Genomic DNA, 19,894 nt, shown 5'->3' on the forward strand with positions numbered 1-19,894 from the left:
GGGTGGGGGCGGACCCGCGCGGCACGGGGGATCAGCCGACGGGCGCGGACCCGTTCGCCTGCGCCGGCGGCAGGTCGTGCTCCTGCCTCCCCGGCGGCCTCGTGCCGGGCACCGCGTCCAGCAGCGGCGCGTCCGGCGCGGCGACCGGGGATCGGCGCTCGTCGGCCAGTGTCCGCCCGAGGTTGTCCACGACGTGGACCGCGAGTTCCCACAGGCGTTCGCGGCTGCTGTCGTCGAGCTGGTCCAGCACGGCGGCCAACCGCTCCAGCGTCCGCCACCCCGCGCTGTCGGGTCGGCGTTCCTCCGAAGAGGACACCGACGCCACCGGCGTCACCTCGACCGGTTGACCCGGCTCCTCGCCGCACAGCCGGGCGAACACCCCGTCCAGCTCGGCGATCTCCCTGATCCGCTCGGGGTGCTGCCGCACCCACCAGATCCGGGCGCTGGTGACCTGGTCGAACGCGACCGTGCGCAGGTGGTCGACCTCCTCGGCCTCCAACTCCCTGCGCAACCGGCTGACCTCCCGGTCGCGGCGCAGCCGTTCGTGCTCCTCGGCCGCCTGCGCGCACGCCGGGGTGACGCTCAGCTCGACCGAGCCGCGCATCGACACCACGCCCTCGACCTCCCGCACCCACCCGAGCTGGCGGTTGGCCTCGGTCTGGGCGGCGGTCACGGCGGTGACCGAGTGCGCGCGGGTGACCTGGGCGAGGATCTCGTAGGCGTAGCCGCGGACCAGGTCCTCGGGGCGCCCGTGCCGCTGGTCGCCGTCGGGCAGCATCTGCCAGGTCAGGTCGAGGGCGGCGTCGAACCAGACGCCGGGGAGGTCGCTGGGCGCGCGCGTGGCGAGGGTGGTCTGTCGGACCGACGACGGCAGGCCCGTCGGCTTGGGCGGCGGCTGTCGCTGGAACGGGTCGGGTGGCGGGTAGGGGGCGGACCGGGGACCGGAGCCGGTGGGCTCGGTCATGAAGAGCCGCCTGAACCAATCGGCTGTTCCCATCGTCGTGCTCCGCGTTCCTGGGGTTCTCGACGTGATCGGGTCTCTGGCGCTCGTGGGCCTCGGGGTGACGGCGGTCCGCCGGAGTGTCCCCGGTGACGGCGGAGTCACGGAAGCCCCTGACCAGAGCGCGGAACGGGGCACGGCGGGGGTGCGCGGGGCGGCCCGGTCGCCACGGCCCGGGTCGCCAGCGGTTTCCGGCCTCGCGGTGGCGGTGGCGCGGCGACCCGCCCCACCCGGCGGCCGCCCTGACTGTCCACTGTGTCCTTCCGAGGTCGGACAGCGAGTCCGTCGTGGACACCTGACGGCGTCCTCGGGTCGGTGCGCGGTGGTCGCGTCATCCCGGGGCCGCTGACCCGCGGCCGGCCGGTCCGCCCCACGCCCACCTCGTCGACGACCGGGCCGGAGGACCCCGCGACCGGCATGCCTGACGCGCCGGTTCCGGCGGCGTTCCCCCGGTGCCTCCGGGGCAGGACGTCCGGTGGCATCGGCCGCACCTCCCCTCGAACCGGGCGGAGCCCGGCGGAACGACACTCGCGCGGTCCGGGGTCGGCGTGGTGTCCGAAACCGGACATCTCCCCGAAGATCGGGACAGGAACACCCGAACGGCGCAGCGCGGCCTGTGCGGGGCGTGACCGGCGCGCCGCGCGCGTCTGGTCCACAGTGGACCGAATGGTGGAGTCGGACGCCCCCGGATGGGCCCGCCCCGGCGACGCGGATACCGTTTCCGCACGTGGGACGGTTGGTCGTCATCGAAGGACTGGACGGGGCCGGCAAGCGCACGCTGGCCGACGCGCTCACCGCGGCGCTGACGGAGCGGGGCAGGAGGGTCGCCAGGCGCGCCTTCCCGCGCTACGGCGAGAACGTGCACGCCGACCTGGTGCGCGACGCGCTGCACGGCCGGCTCGGCGACGTGATCGACTCGGTCCACGGCATGGCCGTCCTCTACGCCCTCGACCGGCGCGACGCCGCCGCCCAGCTCCGCGCCGACCTGCTGGCCAACGACCTCGTCCTGCTCGACCGGTACGTGGCCTCCAACGCCGCCTACGGTGCGGCGCGGCTGCGCCAGGGCGCGGACGGCGAGTTCGTCGCCTGGGTCCGCCAGCTTGAGGTGGAGCGGTTCGGCGTGCCGGTGCCCGACGCCCACCTGCTGCTGCGGGTGCCGGTGGACGTCGCCGCCCAGCGCGCCGAGCACCGCGCGAACAACGAGGCGGACAGGGAGAGGGACCACTACGAGGTCGACGCCGACCTCCAGGCCCGGTGCGCCGCCGTCTACGACGAGCTGGCCGCCGCCGGCTGGCTGGCGCCGTGGCACGTGGTGGACGGCTCGGCGGGCGTGGACGTCGCCGACCTGCTGCGCCGTGTCGGGCTCTGATCCCGCCCGGCGCCGCCGCGTGGGCGAGGCGACCGCCGCACACCACCCGACCAGTCCCTTGCGTGAGACGTCCGGGTGACGGTGCGCTGTGAACCGGCGACGCCACGTGTCGTGCGGCCACGACCGTGTCGCGGCCGCCGGCGGCGTCCGCCGAGGGCGCCGTCTCCACCAGGGGCGACGAACTGGGAGGGGGCCCTGTGGCGAGGAGGCAGGGGGACCCGCACGGGCTGGCGCCGGTCGCCGGCCGGGGGGTGCACGGTCGGACGATGAGCAGTGCAACCATGTTGGGCATGAAGGCACGCGTTCTCGTGGTGGACGACGACCCGGCCCTGGCCGAGATGCTGACGATCGTGCTCAGGGGCGAGGGCTTCGACACCGCGGTGGTCGGTGACGGCACCCGGGCGCTTCCGGCGCTGCGGGAGCTCAAGCCCGACCTGGTCCTGCTGGACCTGATGCTGCCCGGCATGAACGGCATCGACGTGTGCAAGGCCATCCGGTCCGAGTCCGGCGTGCCGATCGTGATGCTCACCGCGAAGAGCGACACCGTCGACATCGTGCTCGGCCTGGAGTCGGGCGCGGACGACTACGTGGTCAAGCCGTTCAAGCCGAAGGAGCTGGTGGCCAGGATCCGGGCGCGCCTGCGGCGCACCGACTCGGAGCCGGCCGAGATGCTCACCATCGGCGACCTCACCATCGACGTGCCCGGCCACGAGGTCATCAGGGAGGGCAGGGCCATCCAGCTCACCCCGCTGGAGTTCGACCTGCTGGTCGCGCTGGCCCGCAAGCCGAGGCAGGTGTTCACCAGGGAGGTCCTGCTGGAGCAGGTCTGGGGCTACCGGCACGCCGCGGACACCCGGCTGGTCAACGTCCACGTCCAGCGGCTGCGGTCCAAGGTGGAGAAGGACCCCGAGCACCCCGAGGTGGTGCTCACGGTCCGCGGCGTCGGCTACAAGGCCGGCCCGCCGTGACCGGTGACCCCCACGGGCGGCCGTGTTGAGACGGTTCGGCGCGCGGCTGGCGCGCAAGGTCGCGAGGCGGTCCAACCGCCTGGCCGGTGAGGTCAGGCGCCGTTGGGCCGCCTTCGGCGCGCTCTGGCGGCGCTCGCTCCAGCTCCGGGTGGTGGTCAGCACGCTGGCCCTGTCCTCGGCCGTGGTCTTCGTGCTGGGCATGGTGCTCCAGACGCAGATCACCGACCGGCTGCTCAGCGCCAAGCGGCAGGCCGCGATCAGCCAGACCGAGTCCAGCGCGTCCACCATCGAGCGCGAGCTGGTGGCGGTCAACCCGGACTCGGACAACGTCGAGGCCAAGCTCACCAACGCGGTGAACAAGCTGGTCAGCCCGAGCGGCGACGACCAGGCCAACGCCGCCGCCGGCGCGTTCGAGCCGGTCCTGGCCGACGGCAGGAGGGCCGGCGACGGCCTGCGCCCCAGCGTGACCGGCCCGTTCACCGACGTGCCGCCGGAGCTGCGCAAGGAGGTCGAGCGCGAGCAGTTCACCACGCAGTACACCACCGTCGAGCGGGCGACGGGCCGCAGCCCGGTGCTCGCCGTCGGCATCCCGGTGCGCAGCGCGGGCCGCTCGCTCCAGCTCTACCTGCTGTTCCCGCTGGACTCCGAGCAGCGCACGATCAGCCTGGTCCAGAACACGCTGGTCGTGGTGGGCCTGCTGCTCCTGCTGCTGCTCGCCGGCATCGCCAACCTGGTGACGAGGCAGGTGGTGCGCCCCGTCCGCCAGGCGGCCGAGGTGGCCGAACGCTTCGCCGACGGCCAGCTCGACGAGCGCATGCCGGTCGTCGGCGAGGACGACGTGGCGCGCCTGGCCGAGTCGTTCAACGAGATGGCGGCCAGCATCCAGCGGCAGATCCGGCAGCTCGAGGAGTTCGGCCAGCTCCAGCGGCAGTTCACCTCGGACGTCTCGCACGAGCTGCGGACGCCGTTGACGACCGTGCGGATGGCCGCCGACGTGCTGCACGCCTCCCGCGAGCAGTTCCCCGAGGGACTGGCCAGGTCGACCGAGCTGATGGTGGACGAGCTGGACCGGTTCGAGGCGTTGCTCGCCGACCTGCTGGAGATCAGCCGCCTCGACGCGGGCGTGGCCGACCTGGCCGCGGAGCCGGTGGACGTGCGCGGCATCGTGCTCCGGGTCGTGGACTCGTTGCGGCCCATCGCCGAGAAGGCCGGCGTGGCGATCGTCCTGCGGACGCCCGGTGAGGGCCCGACCGGGGAGACCGGCGCGGCCGCGGCGTCCGGGCCGGTCGGGGAGCGGGAGATGCCGGAGGTGACCGCCGAGGTCGACGGCCGGCGCGTGGAACGCATCCTGCGGAACCTGCTGGCCAACGCGGTCGACCACGGCGAGGGCCAACCGATCGAGGTGTGGCTGGCCGCCGACGACCGGGCGGTCGCGGTGGCCGTGCGCGACCACGGCGTCGGCCTGCGCCCCGGCGAGGAGGAGCTGGTGTTCACCCGCTTCTGGCGGGCCGACCCGTCCCGCAACCGGCGCACCGGCGGCACCGGCCTCGGCCTGTCCATCAGCCTGGAGGACGCCCGGCTGCACGGCGGCTGGCTGGAGGCGTGGGGCGAACCGGGCGCGGGGGCCTGCTTCCGGCTCACCGTGCCCCGGAGGCAGGGCGAGGAGCTGACCGGGAGCCCCCTGCCGCTGCCACCCGACGCGCCGGCGCGGGACCAGGAGGAGGAGACCGGGGCCGGTGATCCGGCCGAGCTGGCCGCGGGCCGGCAGCAGCGAGGGGAGGCCGGGTGAGACGCCACGACGGACGGGGACGGACGCGGCGGGGCGGGGCGGCCCGCCTGCTCGCGGTGCTCGCGGTCGCGCTGACCCTGGTCGGCTGCGCGACGATCCCGGAGACCTCGGAGCCGGAGGCGGTCGGCCCCAGGGGCGACAGCCGACGCGGCGGGCAGACCGCGCAGCCGCCCCGCAACGCCGACCCGCTCACGCTCGTCCGCCGCTACGTCGAGGCCAGCTCCAACCCGGAGGGCGGGCACGCCTCGGCCAAGGCGTACCTGACCAGGAAGGCCAGGGGGAACTGGCGGGACGACACGTCCGTGTGGATCATCGCCAGGGAGTTCGACACCGTCTACACCGGGGACAGGGACGGCGGGCGGTCGGAGGACCAGGCCAGGGTCCTGCTGCGCGGCAAGTGGAAGGGGCGGCTGGTCAGGGACAACGCCTTCCTCCCCGAGTCCGGCGACTTCGAGCTCCAGCTCCGGCTGGAGAAGGAGGACGGCGAGTGGCGCCTGGCCGAGGTGCCGGACGGCGTCGTCACCACGATCGACGGGTTCAACGAGAACTACACCCCCGCGCCGGTCTACTTCCTCAACCCCCGGCGCAACACGATGGTCGCCGACGTGCGGTACGTGCAGACCCAGCCCGCCAGCGCCCAGGCCAACACGGTGGTCGACATGCTGCTGCGCGGCCCGTCCAGCGCGTTGCGGGACTCGGTCCGCAGCGCGATCCCCGAGGGCGTGCGGACCAGGAGCAACGTGGCCGAGGGAACCGACGGCGCGATGCTGGTCAACCTCAGCGACCTCGGGCAGCAGACACCGCAGAGCCGGCAGCTCATCGTCGCGCAGATCGTGTTGTCCCTGGAGAAGGTGACCAACACCCGGATCAAGGTGCTCAGCGAGAACGTGCCGGTCGTGCCGGACCAGCCGGACTGGCGGCGCGGCGACGTGGCCTCGTTCGTCCCGGAGGCCGCGCCGAACCAGGACCTGCGCGGGATGGTGGCCGTCGGCGGGCGGCTGCGCTCGCTGTCCAGGGGCGAGCCGGTCAAGGGGCCGGTCAGCGGCTACGACGTCGTCAGCGCCGCCCAGTCGGTGGACGGTGGGAAGCTGGCCGCCGTGGTGCGGGTCCCCAGCGGCGGGGTCGTGTTGCGGGTTGGCCCGGCCGAGGAGGCGTTGTCCGAGGCCACCCAGCCGGTGGGGCAGATGACCAGGCCGACGTGGATGCCGCCCGCCGGGGACAAGGGCGCCACCGAGGTGTGGACGGTCACCGAGGGCAGCACCGTGCTCAGCGTCAGCGCCAACGGTCAGGGCGGCTGGAGCAGTCGGCAGGTCAACGCGACCGAGCTGACCAACAACGGCCCGATCAGCGACCTGCGGCTGTCCCGGGACGGGATCAGGGTGGCCGCCGTGGTGGGCGGCCGGTTGTTCCTCGGCAGCGTCGTGGACAACGGCGGCGAGATCAGCGTCCGCAACGTGCGCAAGGTGCTCCCCGACGTGCTCAACACGGTGACCAGCGTCGACTGGCAGGGGCCGAACACGGTGGTCGCCGCGTCGAGCAGCAACTCCACGCCCGTCGTCCGGGTGACGGTGGACGGCAGGGAGTGGAAGCTCTACAACGCGTCCAACCTGACCCCGCCGGTGACGGCGGTCGCGGCGGCGCCGAACCGCCAGGTCGTCGTCGCGGACAGCCGGGGCCTGTGGACGACGGTGGACGACACCGAGGTCTGGCGGGTGCACGACAGCAACATCGCCCAGGCGGGGGCGATCCCGTTCTACCCGGGCTGAGCGCGTCCGTCTGGCCGGGGCGGCGCAAGCGCTTTTCCCGGGCAGGGTGAAGATTTCCCGGATTTCTCCCCCTTCCGAGGGGAGAGGGGCCAGGAAGTGTCGGGGGCTTCTCGGATCGTCGCCCCCATGACGACCACGCGCCGAGCGGCGACGCCGCCACTGTCCACCACGCCAAGGGAACCCAGCGCCCTCGCCCCCTGGCGGTTCCTCCGATGCCTGCTCGACCTGCTCGTCCCGGCCTGCTGCGCGGGCTGCGGCGTCGCCGGCGTCTCCTGGTGCCCGGACTGTCACGGGGCGTTCGGTCGGCCCCACCCGGTGCACCGGCCCCCTCTGGTCCGGGGGCCGGAGGCCTACGCGGTCGGCGCGTACGAGGGCGTGGCCCGGTCGGCGGTGCTGGCCTACAAGGAGCGTGGTCGACGCGACCTCGCGGACCCGCTCGGCGCCGCGCTCGCGGCGGCGTTGCCGCTGCTGCCGAGGGCGGGGCCGGCGCGGGACGGCGTGTGGTGGCTGGTCCCGGTGCCCTCGCGGGGAGCCGCGGCGCGTCGGCGGGGCGGGGACCACGTGCGCAGGCTCGCCACCCGGTGCGCCGCCCATCTGGCCCTGTCGGGCCGGCCGGCGGTGGTGGCGTCGGGGCTGCGGCTGGCCCGTGGGGTGGTCGACGCGGTGGGACTGGACGCGGCAGGGCGCGTCGCGAACCTGGCGGGCCGGGTGCGGCCGCGGCCGGGCGGCCTGCCCCCGCCGGGAACGCCGGTGGTCCTGCTGGACGACGTGATCACCACGGGGGCGACGGCCGCGGCGGGTGTGGCGGCCCTGCGGTCCGTCGGGGTCCCTGTCGCCGCCGTGCTCGCGCTGGTGTCCGCCGGCGGGCCGGGCCGTCGGGGGCGCGGCGGGTGCGACGCGGCAGGCGGGGCTCGCTCGCTGCCGAGTGGAGGGAGGGGTGTTGGCCGGCGTGGCGACACGCGCGGATCGCTGCGCTGATCGGGTGGGATTTGGCGGAATCGCGGGACGAGGCGTGCCCGCGGCGACGCCGGGCGACGGGCCGGCGCCGCTCCGGGCCTCCGGGCGGCTCGTTGCGACAGACGGGTCAGGTGACGGCTTGTGGGGGGACATCCCTGGGCGACGGCGTGACCGGACCGCGCCGACCAGCGCGGGCGGCAGCCGCTGTCAACCCCGGGACGGCTGGTCAACGTCCATGCTTCCGCGTAGTTGCCCCGCCAGCCCCGAATGAGCACGCTGTGCCCATTCCCGTCATCGCACCGTAATCGCCCTGTGTTCCTCCGGCCGTGGGAGGTGATCGTGGGACACCGGCGAGACACCCCGGTTCACCCCCGCGTCGCCCGGACGGGGCACGGGCGTGGTCGCTCGTCGTACGGGGAACCCGTGAGGGAACCCGGTCGTTGGCCGGTCATGAGGCCGCGTCCGCGAGAAGCAGCAACGCCACCGGCGGTCGTGGGAACGCGGTTCACACCTTCGGGTGAGAACGGAGTGTCACGATCCCGCGAGTGGCTGGTTCGGGCAATCCGACCTGCCGCTTTTCGGGTGAGGGCGGTCACTGCCTGTGGCGGCTTGACATCGACCGCCGAGGGGGCTGTCGCATCGGCGGATCCCGAGCTAACGTGCACCGCATTCAGCGATCCCGGTCGCGGGGAGGAGGCGAGCAGCCCATGACCCTGGTGCCGGTGGAGCGCTGACCAAACCCCCACCTCCCCCGGCGCCGCGTCACCTGTCAGCACCGCACGACACAGAGGGAGGTCGTGTATGGACATCGTCGTCAAGGGCCGTAACGTCGAGGTGCCGGAGCACTACCGGACGCACGTCGCCGAGAAGCTGGCCCGCCTCGAGCGTTACGACAGGAAGGTCATCTCCTTCGACGTGGAGTTGTTCCACGAGCCCAACCGGCGGCAGGCGAAGAACTGCCAGCGCGTGGAGATCACCGGCAAGGGACGCGGTCCCGTGATCCGGGCGGAGGCGAGCGCGGGCGACTTCTACGCCGCGCTGGACGTGGCGGTGCACAAGCTGGAGAACCGGCTGCGCAGGGCGCACGACCGCCGCCGGGTCCACCACGGACAGCACCGGCCGCCGTCGGTCTCCGAGGCGACCGGGGTCGGCCAGCTCGCCGGCAACGGCAGGGCGGGCCGCAGGGGCCGCGCCGCGGTGCTGGAGGCGCCCGCGCCGGCCCCGACGGAGACCGCCGCGCCGTCGGTGCCCGAACAACGGTGGGACGACGGGTTGGAGGCCGTCGAACCAGGGCGCGTGGTGCGCGAGAAGGAGCACCCGGCCAAGCCGATGACCGTCGACCAGGCCCTCTACGAGATGGAGCTGGTCGGACACGACTTCTACTTGTTCAACGACGCGGACAAGGGGTGCCCCAGCGTGGTGTACCGCCGCAAGGGCTTCGACTACGGAGTGATCAGGCTCGTCTGAGCAGGCCTTCCCCGGTTCGGCGGCCCCCGGACGCCACGGCGTCCGGGGGCCGCGCGCCGTGTCGGCGGACCCACCCTCCGTGGCGTCCGGCGGCGCGGACTCTCGAAGATCCAGCCCGGACGCCCGTACGATGGGAACGAAGGCGTCCGTGTCGGGCGCGTCACGATCAGCTAGCGAGGTCGACCCCGGATGGTCCTGTCCCGACTGCTCCGCGCCGGCGAAGGCAAGATGCTGAAGCGGCTGCGTGCCATCGCCGCGCACATCAACGACCTGGAAGACGATGTTGTCGAGCTGTCCGACTCCGAGCTCCGGGCCAAGACCGACGAGTTCCGCAGGCGGCACGAGGACGGCGAGTCGCTGGACGACCTGCTGCCGGAGGCCTTCGCCGTCGCCAGGGAGGCCGCCAAGCGCACGCTGGGCCAGCGCCCCTTCGACGTCCAGTTGATGGGTGGCGCGGCCCTGCACTTCGGTCAGATCCCCGAGATGCGGACCGGTGAGGGCAAGACCCTCACCTGTGTGCTGCCCGCCTACCTCAACGCCATCCCCGGCAAGGGCGTGCACGTCGTCACGGTCAACGACTACCTGGCCAAGCGCGACGCCGAGTGGATGGGCCGGGTGCACCGCTTCCTCGGCCTCAAGGTCGGCGTGATCCTGTCGCAGATGACGCCGGAGCAGCGCCGCGAGTCCTACGCCGCCGACATCATCTACGGCACGAACAACGAGTTCGGCTTCGACTACCTGCGCGACAACATGGCGTGGAGCCTGGACGAGTGCGTCCAGCGGGGCCACAACTTCGCCATCGTCGACGAGGTCGACTCGATCCTCATCGACGAGGCCAGGACCCCGCTGATCATCTCCGGCCCCGCCGACCAGTCCTCCCGCTGGTACCTGGAGTTCGCCCGGCTCGCCACGGCGATGCGCAAGGACCTCCACTACGAGGTCGACGAGCGCAAGCGCACGATCGGCATCACCGAGGAGGGCGTGCAGTACGTCGAGGACCAGCTCGGCATCGACAACCTCTACGAGGCCGCCAACACGCCCCTCGTCGGCTACCTCCAGAACGCCGTCAAGGCCAAGGAGCTGTTCAAGAAGGACAAGGACTACATCGTCCGCGACGGCGAGGTCCTGATCGTCGACGAGTTCACCGGCCGCGTGCTGGCCGGCCGGCGCTACAACGAGGGCATGCACCAGGCCATCGAGGCCAAGGAGGGCGTCGAGATCAAGGCCGAGAACCAGACGCTGGCCACGATCACGCTCCAGAACTACTTCCGGCTCTACGACAAGCTCGCCGGCATGACCGGCACCGCCCAGACCGAGGCGGCCGAGCTGCACCAGATCTACAAGCTGGGCGTGGTGCCGATCCCGACGAACCGGCCGATGATCCGCAAGGACCAGCCGGACCTGGTCTACAAGACCGAGGAGGCCAAGTTCCAGGCCGTCGTCGAGGACATCGCCGAGCGGCACGAGAAGGGCCAGCCGGTGCTGGTCGGCACCACCAGCGTCGAGCGCTCGGAGTACCTGTCCAAGCTGCTCCGCGGCAAGGGGATCCCGCACGAGGTGCTCAACGCCAAGCACCACGAGCGGGAGGCGGCGATCATCGCCAGGGCTGGCCGCAAGGGCGCCGTGACCGTGGCGACCAACATGGCCGGCCGCGGCACCGACATCATGCTCGGCGGCAACCCCGAGTTCGAGGCGGACCTGGAGCTGCGCGCCAAGGGTCTGGACCCGGTGGCCGACGTCGAGCAGTACAACGCCGAGTACCCCAAGCTCGTCGAGGAGATGCGGGCCCAGCTCAAGGCCGAGGCCGAGGAGGTCCGCGAGGCCGGCGGCCTGTACGTGCTGGGCACCGAGCGGCACGAGTCCCGCCGGATCGACAACCAGCTCCGCGGCCGGTCCGGCCGGCAGGGCGACCCTGGCGAGTCCCGGTTCTACCTGTCGCTGGGCGACGAGCTCATGCGGCGGTTCAACGCCGCCATGGTCGAGGCCGTCATGACCCGGCTGCGGGTGCCCGACGACGTGCCGATCGAGCACAAGATGGTGACCCGCGCGATCCGCAGCGCCCAGACCCAGGTCGAGCAGCAGAACTTCGAGATCCGCAAGAACGTCCTCAAGTACGACGAGGTCATGAACCAGCAGCGCAAGGTGATCTACGCCGAGCGCCGCCGCGTGCTGGAGGGCGAGGACCTGCGCGAGCAGGTCCAGCACATGCTCACCGACGTGATCACGGCCTACGTGACCGGCGCGACCTCGGACGGCTACGCCGAGGACTGGGACCTCGACCAGCTCTGGACCGCCCTCAAGACGCTCTACCCGGTCTCGATCAGTTGGCAGGAGCTCGCCGACGAGCGGGAGGAGCTGACCAGGGAGATCCTGCTGGAGGCCCTGGTCGAGGACGCCCGCCGCGCCTACGCCGAGCGCGAGGCCGAGATCGACGGCAAGGTCGGCGAGGGCGCGATGCGCGAGCTGGAGCGGCGCGTCGTGCTGTCGGTGCTGGACCGCAAGTGGCGCGAGCACCTCTACGAGATGGACTACCTCAAGGAGGGCATCGGCCTGCGGGCCATGGCGCAGCGCGACCCGCTGGTCGAGTACCAGCGCGAGGGCTTCGACATGTTCAACGCGATGCTGGACGCGTTGAAGGAGGAGTCGGTCGGCTTCCTGTTCAACCTCCAGGTGGAGCCGATCGAGCAGGAGCCCGCCCCGCAGCCGCCCGCCCCGGCCGCTCCCGAGGTCGAGCCGCCGTCGGAGCTGGAGGAGACCACGGTCATCCCCAAGGGCAACGCCCACGCCCCGGCCGGCTCTGCCATGAGCCAGCTCGGCATGCCGCCGGTGCAGGACCAGGTGCCGCCGGCCCTGCGGGGCCGCGGCCTCGACGCCCCCGGTCGCCAGCCGCTGACCTTCACCGGCCCGGCCGAGGGCGGCGGCGTGGAGAGCCACGGCGACGTCGAGGAGGACGGCGGCCAGTCGGGCACCCGTCGGGAGCGCCGCGCGGCCGCGCGGGCGCAGGCCAAGCAGCAGCGGCGGCGCCGTCCCTGACGCCGCGGTCGACCGGAACCGGATCTGACGGGCTCCCCGCTCCCCACCGGAGCGGGGAGCCCGTTCGGCGCACGGGCTCACAGCAGTCGGAGTTCGGTGCAGCGTGGACCGGTCGGGTCGATCTCGATGCGGGCCGCGAGCGCGCGCACCCGCGTCCCGCACCACACCGACCCGCTGGCCTCGATCACGCCGGGGCGGGGTGAGCCCGCCCTGACCGACTGGAGGCGGTGCCCGGTGCGGGTGTTGGGCCGGGGGAAGTCGTCCAGCGCCTCTCGTGCCGCGGGCGCGAGCAGCCGGTCGAGCTGCGCCGGACCGCGGCGGCCGTCGGCCACCTCCACCACCGCGACCAGCACGGCTCTGGCGATGCGGAGCGCCGACTCCGCCGTGTGCTCGGCGCCGGACGGGTCCGCCGGCGCGCGTGTGCTGTCGACGCCGGTGGCGCGTGTGGTGTCGACGCCAGTGGCGCGTGTGGTGTCGACGCCGGTGGGAGGAGCCGTTGGTGGTCGGCGGTGTCCCTGGTCGCGTCGGCGGAGCCACCCCCCGAGGTCGGGCGGTGGTTCCAGTTCCGGCGCGGGAGCGAGCTTCAGGCCCGGGTCGAGTCCCGGCCCCGGAGCGGCGTGGTGGTCGTCGAGGATGTCCCGGAGCATGGCGCGCCCTCCCGTCGTCGTGATCCCCGTGGTTGCAGAGCGGGAGCGACCCCGACTTCGGGCGGCGCCGGCGCGGTGACCACCCGATGTGGTGAGGTGGGGAGATGGACCTGACGGGACTGGTGCTGGACTACGGCGGGGTGCTCACGGACCCCGGCGCGGACGCGACGCGCGGTCCCGGGGCCGAGCCGCCGCTCGTCGGGGTGCTCCGCCTGGTCAGGGCGCACGGCCTGCGCACGGCGTTGCTGTCCAACGCGGAGGACGTCCCGCGCCGGCGGTGGCCGTCCTGGTGGCACGAGCTGTTCGACGAGGTGGTGCTCTCCGGCGCCGTCGGCATGGCCAAGCCGGACAGGGGGATCTACCTGCTCACCGCGCGGCGGCTCGGGCTGCCGCCGGAGGCGTGCGTGTTCGTCGACGACCTCGCCGAGAACGTGCGGGGCGCGGCACGGGCCGGCATGGTCGGCGTCAGGCACGTCACGGTTGAGTCCACTGTGGACGAGCTGGAGATCCTGTTCGGCCTGACCCTCCACTGAGGACCTCGGTCTGGCGGCCGCCCGGCCGCCCCGGGAGCGGCGCCGTCAGCCGGCCTTGGTGGCGACCTTGTTGCCGGCCTCCACCCAGGCCGGTTCGGCCGGCGTGGAGTCGGCGATCCAGAGCACGCACAGGTGGTTGTCCGAGGCGATCCACAACGTGGAGCGCGGCGCCCCGTCCTTGTCCAGCTCCAGCACGGCCCCGCGTCCGACCCCCTGGACCCGCTTGCTGTTCGGGGAGTTCTTCACGACGCGTTCGAGCGCTTCCTGCAACGTGATCCCGTTGACGCGGTAGACGTCGATCCGGGCGCTCGGCGCGAAGTCGCCGTCCTTGGTGTAGAAGCAGGACTTGTTCTGCTTCCCGTCCTTCTCGACGGTGACGTTCTGCCCGTCGAGGTACGTCTTGCCGGTGAGCGCGCTGACGTCCGCCGCCGACAGCAGGCACTCGTCCGCGATCACGTCGCCGGACAGCGGACCGCTGCTCGGCTCGGCGCTGGCGGACGGCCCGGGTGTCCGGCTCTGGCCCTCCGGCGGCCGGCTCGCCCTGGTGGTCGGGGCCGCGTCCTGGGCCGCGCGGGGCGTGCCCGCCGTGGTCGTGGCGCACCCCGCCACGGTGAGCGCCGCCGTCAGCGCGGTGAGGAGGACGGCGGGCAGAGCCGCCGCGCCCGGGTGTCGTCGCACGCTTCCTCGCACGCGGGCCACGCTAGCCCACTCGGGTGCGTTCCCGGGGCCGAACGACGTCACCCGCCCCACGCCGCTCCGAGCGCCGTCGCACCAGGTCGAAGCAGAGCACCGCGGCCGCGCTCGCGACGTTGAGGGACTCCACCCCGCCAGACATCGGGATCGCCAGCCAGTCGGTCACCTCGGCCCGCACGCCCCCGCTGACCCCGGCGGTCTCGCTGCCCAGCACGTACGCCGCGCGGGACGGGAGGTCGGCCGCGAACAGGGTGCGCGGGGCGTCGGCCGCCAGACCGAACAACGGGTAGCCCGCGCGACGCAGCGCGGCCGCCGCCTCCTCCGCGGTGCCGCACCGCAGCACCGGCGCGTGGAAGGCGACGCCGGCCGAGGCCTTGACGACCAATGGGTCGATGCTGGCGACGCCGCGGCGCGGGACCACGATCCCGTCCACGCCGGCCGCGGTGGCCGTCCGCAGGATCATGCCCACGTTCGCGGGCGTGGTGATGCCGTCGAGCAGGAGCACGCTGCGCGGGGGACGGCCTGCCTCGCCGGCCAGCGCCGCGTCCAGCGTCCGCATGCGCGGCGCCACCACGTCGGCCAGCACGCCCTGGTCGTGGCGGCCGTTCCCGGCGAGGACCTTGACGCGCTGCGCGGTGGCCCGCCGCACGGGGACGCCCCTGCGCTGGGCGGCCGTCACGATCTCCCTGGCCGCCGGGCCGTGGGCGTTGTCCGCCAGGATCACCTTGTCCACCGCGAGCGCCGGGTCGGCGAGCGCCTCCAGCACCGGCTTGCGCCCGTAGACGGTGACGAAACGGTCCTTCGGGGACGGGTGGTCCTGCATGCGAGCAGGATGTCACGGGCGTGGCCGGCCGGTACCCCGCGAGGGGGAGCGGGCGTCGACCGCCGACCACGGAACGGGGTCGTGAGGGGACGCGCTGTGTCAGGATCGGGTCATGCCGGACCGCCTGTCGGCGCTGGACGCGTCGTTCCTGTACCTGGAGGACTCCACCACGCCGATGCACGTGGGCGGCGTGGCCATCCTGCGGCGGCCGCGCTCCGGCCTCGACTACGAACGCGTGCTCGCGCTCATCGAGCAGCGGCTCCCGCTCGTGCCGCGGTACCGGCAGCGGGTGGTGCACGTGCCGGGGCGGCTGGCCCGCCCGGTGTGGGTGGACGACCCGGACTTCGACCTCACCTACCACGTGCGGCGGTCGGCGCTGCCCCGGCCGGGCAGCGACGCCCAGCTCCACGAGCTGGTCGCCCGGCTGATGTCCCGACCCCTGGACCACTCCCGCCCGCTGTGGGAGATCTACCTGGTCGAGGGGTTGGCGCGGCAGCACGTCGCCGTCGTCACCAAGACCCACCACGCCATGGTCGACGGGATCAGCGCGATCGACATCGGCCAGGTCATCCTGGACGTCTCCGCCACGCCCCGCGCGGTGCCGGAGGAGCTGTGGATGCCCGAGCCGGCGCCCGGCCCGCTCCAGCTCGTGCTGGACGCGGCGGCGGAGGCGGTGCGCAGCCCGGGCGCGGTGATCGACAACGTCCGGTCGGCCGCCATGGACGCGGCGGCCACGGCGCGCAAGGTCGCCGACGCCGTCGGTGGCCTGGCCTCCGCCCTGAGCGCCGCCGCCAGGCCCGCGCCGGTGAGCCCGCTCAACATCCGCATCTCGCCCCAACGCCGGTACGCCGTCGCCAGGACCGCCCTGGAGGACTACCGCCGGGTGCGGTCGGCCCACGGGGGCACGGTCAACGACGTCGTCCTGGCCGTCGTGGCCGGCGCGCTGCGGAACTGGCTGCTCTCCCGGGGCGAGGTGGTCACCTCGTCCACCACGATGCGGGCGTTGGTCCCGGTGTCGGTGCGGGACCCGGAGGCAGACCCGGCGACCGTGCCGACGGTGGGGAACAAGGTGTCCGCGTACCTGGTCGACCTGCCGGTGGGCGAACCCAACCCGGTCGTCCGGCTGCACCACGTCAGCCACGCGATGCGGGCGCACAAGGAGTCCGGCCAGTCGGTGGCGGCGGGCGCCCTGGTCCGGCTCTCCGGCCTGGCCCCGCCCACCCTGCACGCGCTGGGCGCGCGGGTCGCCAGCTCGTTCTCCCGGCGGATCTTCAACCTGGTCGTCACCAACGTCCCGGGGCCGCAGGTGCCGCTCTACGTGGCAGGGGCGAGGATGGTGGAGATGTTCCCGGTGGTGCCGCTGGCGAAGGGGCAGGCGTTGTCGGTGGGGGTGACCTCCTACGACGGCGGCGTCTACTTCGGACTCAACGCCGACAGGGACGGGATGTCCGATGTGGACGTCCTCGCGGCCATGGTGGAGGAGTCGTTGGAGGAGCTGATGGGGACGGTGTCGGCATGAGGGTCTACGTGCCCGCGACGGTGGCGATGCTGCGGCGGCTGGTCGCCGACGGCGAGCTGAGCCCGGTCGGGGGGACGGCGTTCGCGCTCACCCCGATGCTGCGGGAGTCCTACGCGACCGGCGACACCGAGGAGCTGGAGTACGCCGCGATGATGGACGCCGCGCGCGCCGCGCTGCGGCTGCTGAACACCGAGCTGGAGGCCGACCCGGCCACCCCGGCCAGGAGGGCGGTCGTCTCCGCCGACGTCGACGACGTCCAGCTCCGCCCCGACCTGGACGACGCCGTGGTCCGGCTGTCCGGGCCGGTGCCGCTGCGCTCCGTCGCGGCCGTCCACGTCGACCTGGAGGCGGCGGAGCCGGCCGTGCGCGCGGCCGCCGCCGTCATCGACGCCGCCGACCTGGGTGACGCCGACGCGGAGTTCACCCTCGGTGACGCCGAGGACCACGAGCTGGCCTGGTACGCCCCCCAGGAGCTGCCGTTCCTCCTCGAACTCATGTGACCTGAGGTGACTCTCTGGCGTGCCTCTCGGTGGGTGACGCCCGAGCGTCGTCCTCGGTCGTGGGACGCCGACCCGCCGGTCGGCAACGGACCTCGTGCCTGTGAACGGGCGGGGCGTGAACGGGCGGGTGCGGTCGTGGAAGGACGCGTGCGGGCGCGCGGAGGTCTCATGCCCTGACGCCGTGCGAGTGGTCAAGAGGACACGGGGACGAGTCCCCGGTGGAGTGAGTGGATTCGCTCCGCCGGGGACGGAGTTATCCACAGGCCTCCGAGTTATCCACAGCGCGACGCAATGCCCTGGTCACGGTGCGTGGCACTTCGTTAGGCTGGACGCGGGGCTCGCCCCCCGGGACGGGTGGGGGGTGTCCGCAGGGCGGGGTGGCGGGCCGGGTCACATGCCGACGGCCGGCTCCCACAGCTCGACGCGGTTGCCCTCGGGGTCGAGGCACCACGCGAACCGGCCGAACTCCGACTCCTCGTAGTCGTCCAGGATCCGGACGCCCTTGGCGCGCAGGTCCGCCAGCAGGCCGGCGAGGTCGTCGACCCGGAAGTTCATCATCACCTGCTGGTCGGGCCGGCCGAGGTAGCTCGACCGGCTCGGGAACAGCGCCCACGTCGTGGTGCCCGGCCGTTCCGGGGTCGACCCCATCGCCCAGTGGAAGGTGACGCCGCCGTGCTCGGCGAGGGGGATGCCGAGGGTTTCGCGGTACCACGCGGCGAGCGCGTCGGCGTCGCCCGCGCGGAGGAAGACTCCGCCGATTCCTGTGATCCGCGCCATGTCGCGAAGCGTAGCGGAGCGTGAGCGGCGGAACCCCGTGGCGAACCCATCCACCGGGTCCGCGTCGACCCCGTTCACCTCGTGGTCGCCGCGCCGACGCCCGCGCGTCAACTTCACCGCCCCGCGTCGACCCGACGTCGGTCCCCGCCGCGCGGCACCGCGATCGTTCGTTGCGGAATCCGGGGGCCACGCGCAACGTTCTGCTCCTGTGCTGACGACTGAGGCGCCGCTCCGGCCGTGACAGGATGGAGTGAGGAGGCGCGGCCACGAGGCGCGCCCCGCACGGCGCGTCACACCGCGCCCAGGACCAGGACCCACCTGCCCAGATCTCCAGGAGGCGAGCCGCACGATGGACGCCGTCACGTCCGTTCCGAACCCGTCGAACGAGCCGATCCACGGCTACGCGCCCGGCAGCCCCGAGCGGGAGTCGCTCCAGAAGAGGATCGCCGAGCTCGAGGCGGACAAGCACGAGCTGACCATGACCGTCGCCGGCGAGCAGCGGATGGCCGGCGGCGACCCGATCGACGTCGTGCAGCCGCACGACCACGCCCACGTGCTCGGCGTGACCGCGCAGGCCACGCGCGAGGACGTCGCCGCCGCCGTGCGCGCCGCCAAGGACGCCGCCCCCACCTGGCGCGACCTGTCGTTCGACGAGCGGGCCGCCGTGCTGCTGCGCGCCGCCGACCTGCTCTCCGGCCCGTGGCGCGACACCCTCAACGCCGCGACCATCCTGGGCCAGTCGAAGTCCGTGCAGCAGGCCGAGATCGACTCCGCCTGCGAGCTGATCGACTTCCTGCGGTTCAACGTGCACTTCGCCCAGCGCCTGCTGACCGAGCAGCCGATCTCGACCCCCGGCGTGTGGAACCGCTTCGACCACCGCCCGCTCGACGGCTTCGTGGTCGCGATCACCCCGTTCAACTTCACCGCCATCGCCGGCAACCTGCCGCTGGCCCCCGCCCTGATGGGCAACACCGTCGTGTGGAAGCCCTCCCCGACCCAGCAGCTCGCGGCGCACTACACCATGCGCCTGCTGGAGGCGGCCGGCCTGCCGCCCGGGGTGATCAACATGGTGACCGGCGACGGCGCGGCCGTCAGCGAGGTCGCCCTGACCGACCCCGACTTCGCCGGCCTGCACTTCACCGGCTCGACCAGGACGTTCAAGCTGCTCTGGCGCACCATCGCCGAGAACCTGGACACCTACCGCTCCTACCCGAGGATCGTGGGCGAGACCGGCGGCAAGGACTTCGTGGTCGCCCACCCGTCGGCGGACCCCGCCGCCGTGGTGACCGGCCTGGTCAGGGGCGCCTTCGAGTACCAGGGCCAGAAGTGCTCCGCCGCCTCCCGCGCCTACCTGCCCCGCTCCCTGTGGGAGAAGGGCCTGCGGGAGCAGCTCGCCGACACCACCAACTCGATCCGGTACGGCGACGTCACCGACTTCTCCTACTTCGGCGGCGCGGTCATCGACGCCCGCGCGTTCGCCAAGCACCGTGACGTGCTGGAGCGCGCGGCCGTCGACCCGACGCTGGAGGTGCTCGCCGGCGGGTCGTGCGACGACTCGGTGGGCTACTTCGTGCGGCCGACGGTGCTGGTGGGGACCGACCCCACGCACGAGGTGTTCACCACCGAGTTCTTCGGCCCGATCCTCGCGGTCCACGTCTACGAGGACGAGGACTACTCGTCCGTGCTGGAGAAGGTCGACGGCTCGACCCAGTACGGCCTGACCGGCGCGGTCTTCGCGACCGACAGGGCCGCCGTCGAGGAGGCGCACCGCCGCCTGCGGTTCTCCGCCGGCAACTTCTACGTCAACGACAAGCCGACCGGCGCGGTCGTCGGTCAGCAGCCGTTCGGTGGCAGCCGGGCCTCGGGCACCAACGACAAGGCGGGCTCGATGTTCAACCTGCTCCGCTGGACCAGCCCCCGGTCGATCAAGGAGACCTTCGTCCCGCCGACCGACCACACCTACCCGCACATGGGCTGATCGGGAACACCCCGACCAACGGAAGGGCCGACGAGGGGCCGACGCGGAGTGCCGCGTCGGCCCCTTCCGTCACCG

Annotated in this window: 16 protein-coding genes; 11 read left to right on the top strand and 5 right to left on the bottom strand. The window is 73.2% G+C overall.

Annotated elements, in window-relative coordinates:
• Positions 1 to 31: 31 nt before the first annotated feature.
• Positions 32 to 964: a hypothetical protein gene (locus LX15_RS11895; RefSeq protein ID WP_253669599.1), complete on the bottom strand. Its 933-nt coding sequence runs from the start codon at positions 962 to 964 to the stop codon at positions 32 to 34.
• Positions 965 to 1,727: 763 nt separating this feature from the next.
• On the opposite strand from LX15_RS11895, the gene LX15_RS11900 reads away from it, so the two are divergent.
• From LX15_RS11900 to secA, 7 genes are all read left to right on the top strand, one after another.
• Positions 1,728 to 2,369: a dTMP kinase gene (locus LX15_RS11900; protein WP_253669600.1), complete on the top strand. Its 642-nt coding sequence runs from the start codon at positions 1,728 to 1,730 to the stop codon at positions 2,367 to 2,369.
• Positions 2,370 to 2,659: 290 nt separating this feature from the next.
• On the top strand, positions 2,660 to 3,337 hold the full coding sequence (mtrA, locus tag LX15_RS11905) for an MtrAB system response regulator MtrA (RefSeq protein ID WP_301304468.1): 678 nt from the start codon (positions 2,660 to 2,662) through the stop codon (positions 3,335 to 3,337).
• 25 nt (positions 3,338 to 3,362) lie between these two features.
• A complete protein-coding gene (gene mtrB / locus LX15_RS11910; RefSeq protein ID WP_372502657.1) occupies positions 3,363 to 5,126 on the top strand; it encodes an MtrAB system histidine kinase MtrB in 1,764 nt (587 codons plus the stop codon).
• The gene (locus tag LX15_RS11915) at positions 5,123 to 6,892 is read left to right on the top strand and encodes an LpqB family beta-propeller domain-containing protein (RefSeq protein ID WP_253669601.1); all 1,770 of its coding nucleotides are present in this window, start codon (positions 5,123 to 5,125) and stop codon (positions 6,890 to 6,892) included. The genes mtrB and LX15_RS11915 overlap by 4 nt, the downstream gene beginning before the upstream one ends.
• Positions 6,893 to 7,018: 126 nt before the next feature.
• Positions 7,019 to 7,870: a ComF family protein gene (locus LX15_RS11920; RefSeq protein WP_308213454.1), complete on the top strand. Its 852-nt coding sequence runs from the start codon at positions 7,019 to 7,021 to the stop codon at positions 7,868 to 7,870.
• 780 nt (positions 7,871 to 8,650) lie between these two features.
• Positions 8,651 to 9,316 carry a ribosome hibernation-promoting factor, HPF/YfiA family gene (gene hpf / locus LX15_RS11925; RefSeq protein WP_253669602.1) on the top strand — a complete coding sequence of 222 codons (666 nt, stop codon included), beginning with the start codon at positions 8,651 to 8,653 and terminating at the stop codon, positions 9,314 to 9,316.
• Positions 9,317 to 9,505: 189 nt separating this feature from the next.
• Entirely contained in the window at positions 9,506 to 12,349 is a 2,844-nt protein-coding gene (gene secA / locus LX15_RS11930; RefSeq protein ID WP_253669603.1) for a preprotein translocase subunit SecA, read from the top strand.
• A gap of 77 nt (positions 12,350 to 12,426) precedes the next feature.
• On the opposite strand, the gene LX15_RS11935 is transcribed toward secA, so the two are convergent.
• Positions 12,427 to 12,996 carry an Rv3235 family protein gene (locus tag LX15_RS11935; RefSeq protein WP_253669604.1) on the bottom strand — a complete coding sequence of 190 codons (570 nt, stop codon included), beginning with the start codon at positions 12,994 to 12,996 and terminating at the stop codon, positions 12,427 to 12,429.
• A 104-nt stretch (positions 12,997 to 13,100) separates the two neighbouring features.
• Between LX15_RS11935 and LX15_RS11940 the strand changes: the two genes are divergently transcribed.
• Positions 13,101 to 13,529: an HAD-IA family hydrolase gene (locus tag LX15_RS11940; protein ID WP_253669605.1), complete on the top strand. Its 429-nt coding sequence runs from the start codon at positions 13,101 to 13,103 to the stop codon at positions 13,527 to 13,529.
• A 45-nt stretch (positions 13,530 to 13,574) separates the two neighbouring features.
• Here LX15_RS11940 and LX15_RS11945 read toward each other — a convergent pair whose 3' ends face one another.
• Together LX15_RS11945 and LX15_RS11950 are read right to left on the bottom strand one after the other, a co-directional pair.
• Positions 13,575 to 14,207: a DUF3558 domain-containing protein gene (locus tag LX15_RS11945; protein WP_253669606.1), complete on the bottom strand. Its 633-nt coding sequence runs from the start codon at positions 14,205 to 14,207 to the stop codon at positions 13,575 to 13,577.
• A 22-nt stretch (positions 14,208 to 14,229) separates the two neighbouring features.
• Positions 14,230 to 15,045, bottom strand: coding sequence for a TrmH family RNA methyltransferase (locus LX15_RS11950; protein ID WP_253669607.1), 816 nt, complete (start codon positions 15,043 to 15,045; stop codon positions 14,230 to 14,232).
• 112 nt (positions 15,046 to 15,157) lie between these two features.
• Between LX15_RS11950 and LX15_RS11955 the strand changes: the two genes are divergently transcribed.
• Both LX15_RS11955 and LX15_RS11960 read left to right on the top strand, forming a co-directional pair.
• A complete protein-coding gene (locus LX15_RS11955) occupies positions 15,158 to 16,564 on the top strand; it encodes a WS/DGAT/MGAT family O-acyltransferase (RefSeq protein WP_253669608.1) in 1,407 nt (468 codons plus the stop codon).
• Positions 16,561 to 17,064, top strand: a complete 504-nt coding sequence (locus tag LX15_RS11960) for a DUF6912 family protein (RefSeq protein WP_253669609.1) — start codon at positions 16,561 to 16,563, stop codon at positions 17,062 to 17,064. Before LX15_RS11955 ends, LX15_RS11960 begins: the two co-directional genes overlap by 4 nt.
• A 390-nt stretch (positions 17,065 to 17,454) precedes the next feature.
• Here LX15_RS11960 and LX15_RS11965 read toward each other — a convergent pair whose 3' ends face one another.
• A complete protein-coding gene (locus LX15_RS11965) occupies positions 17,455 to 17,841 on the bottom strand; it encodes a VOC family protein (RefSeq protein WP_253669610.1) in 387 nt (128 codons plus the stop codon).
• A gap of 349 nt (positions 17,842 to 18,190) precedes the next feature.
• On the opposite strand from LX15_RS11965, the gene pruA reads away from it, so the two are divergent.
• Positions 18,191 to 19,819: an L-glutamate gamma-semialdehyde dehydrogenase gene (pruA, locus tag LX15_RS11970; RefSeq protein WP_253669611.1), complete on the top strand. Its 1,629-nt coding sequence runs from the start codon at positions 18,191 to 18,193 to the stop codon at positions 19,817 to 19,819.
• Positions 19,820 to 19,894 lie beyond the last annotated feature (75 nt).

It is taken from the genome of Streptoalloteichus tenebrarius (assembly GCF_024171885.1).
Lineage (GTDB): Bacteria > Actinomycetota > Actinomycetes > Mycobacteriales > Pseudonocardiaceae > Streptoalloteichus > Streptoalloteichus tenebrarius.

Bases quoted from the DNA above. Each gene is read 5' to 3' on its own strand.
- hpf (WP_253669602.1), top strand. From the start codon at position 8,651: ATGGACATCGTCGTCAAGGGCCGTAACGTCGAGGTGCCGGAGCACTAC.
- LX15_RS11895 (WP_253669599.1), bottom strand. From the start codon at position 964: ATGACCGAGCCCACCGGCTCCGGTCCCCGGTCCGCCCCCTACCCGCCA.
- LX15_RS11935 (WP_253669604.1), bottom strand. From the start codon at position 12,996: ATGCTCCGGGACATCCTCGACGACCACCACGCCGCTCCGGGGCCGGGA.
- LX15_RS11950 (WP_253669607.1), bottom strand. From the start codon at position 15,045: ATGCAGGACCACCCGTCCCCGAAGGACCGTTTCGTCACCGTCTACGGG.
- mtrA (WP_301304468.1), top strand. From the start codon at position 2,660: ATGAAGGCACGCGTTCTCGTGGTGGACGACGACCCGGCCCTGGCCGAG.
- LX15_RS11960 (WP_253669609.1), top strand. From the start codon at position 16,561: ATGAGGGTCTACGTGCCCGCGACGGTGGCGATGCTGCGGCGGCTGGTC.
- secA (WP_253669603.1), top strand. From the start codon at position 9,506: ATGGTCCTGTCCCGACTGCTCCGCGCCGGCGAAGGCAAGATGCTGAAG.
- LX15_RS11955 (WP_253669608.1), top strand. From the start codon at position 15,158: ATGCCGGACCGCCTGTCGGCGCTGGACGCGTCGTTCCTGTACCTGGAG.
- LX15_RS11940 (WP_253669605.1), top strand. From the start codon at position 13,101: ATGGACCTGACGGGACTGGTGCTGGACTACGGCGGGGTGCTCACGGAC.
- pruA (WP_253669611.1), top strand. From the start codon at position 18,191: ATGGACGCCGTCACGTCCGTTCCGAACCCGTCGAACGAGCCGATCCAC.
- LX15_RS11965 (WP_253669610.1), bottom strand. From the start codon at position 17,841: ATGGCGCGGATCACAGGAATCGGCGGAGTCTTCCTCCGCGCGGGCGAC.
- LX15_RS11920 (WP_308213454.1), top strand. From the start codon at position 7,019: ATGACGACCACGCGCCGAGCGGCGACGCCGCCACTGTCCACCACGCCA.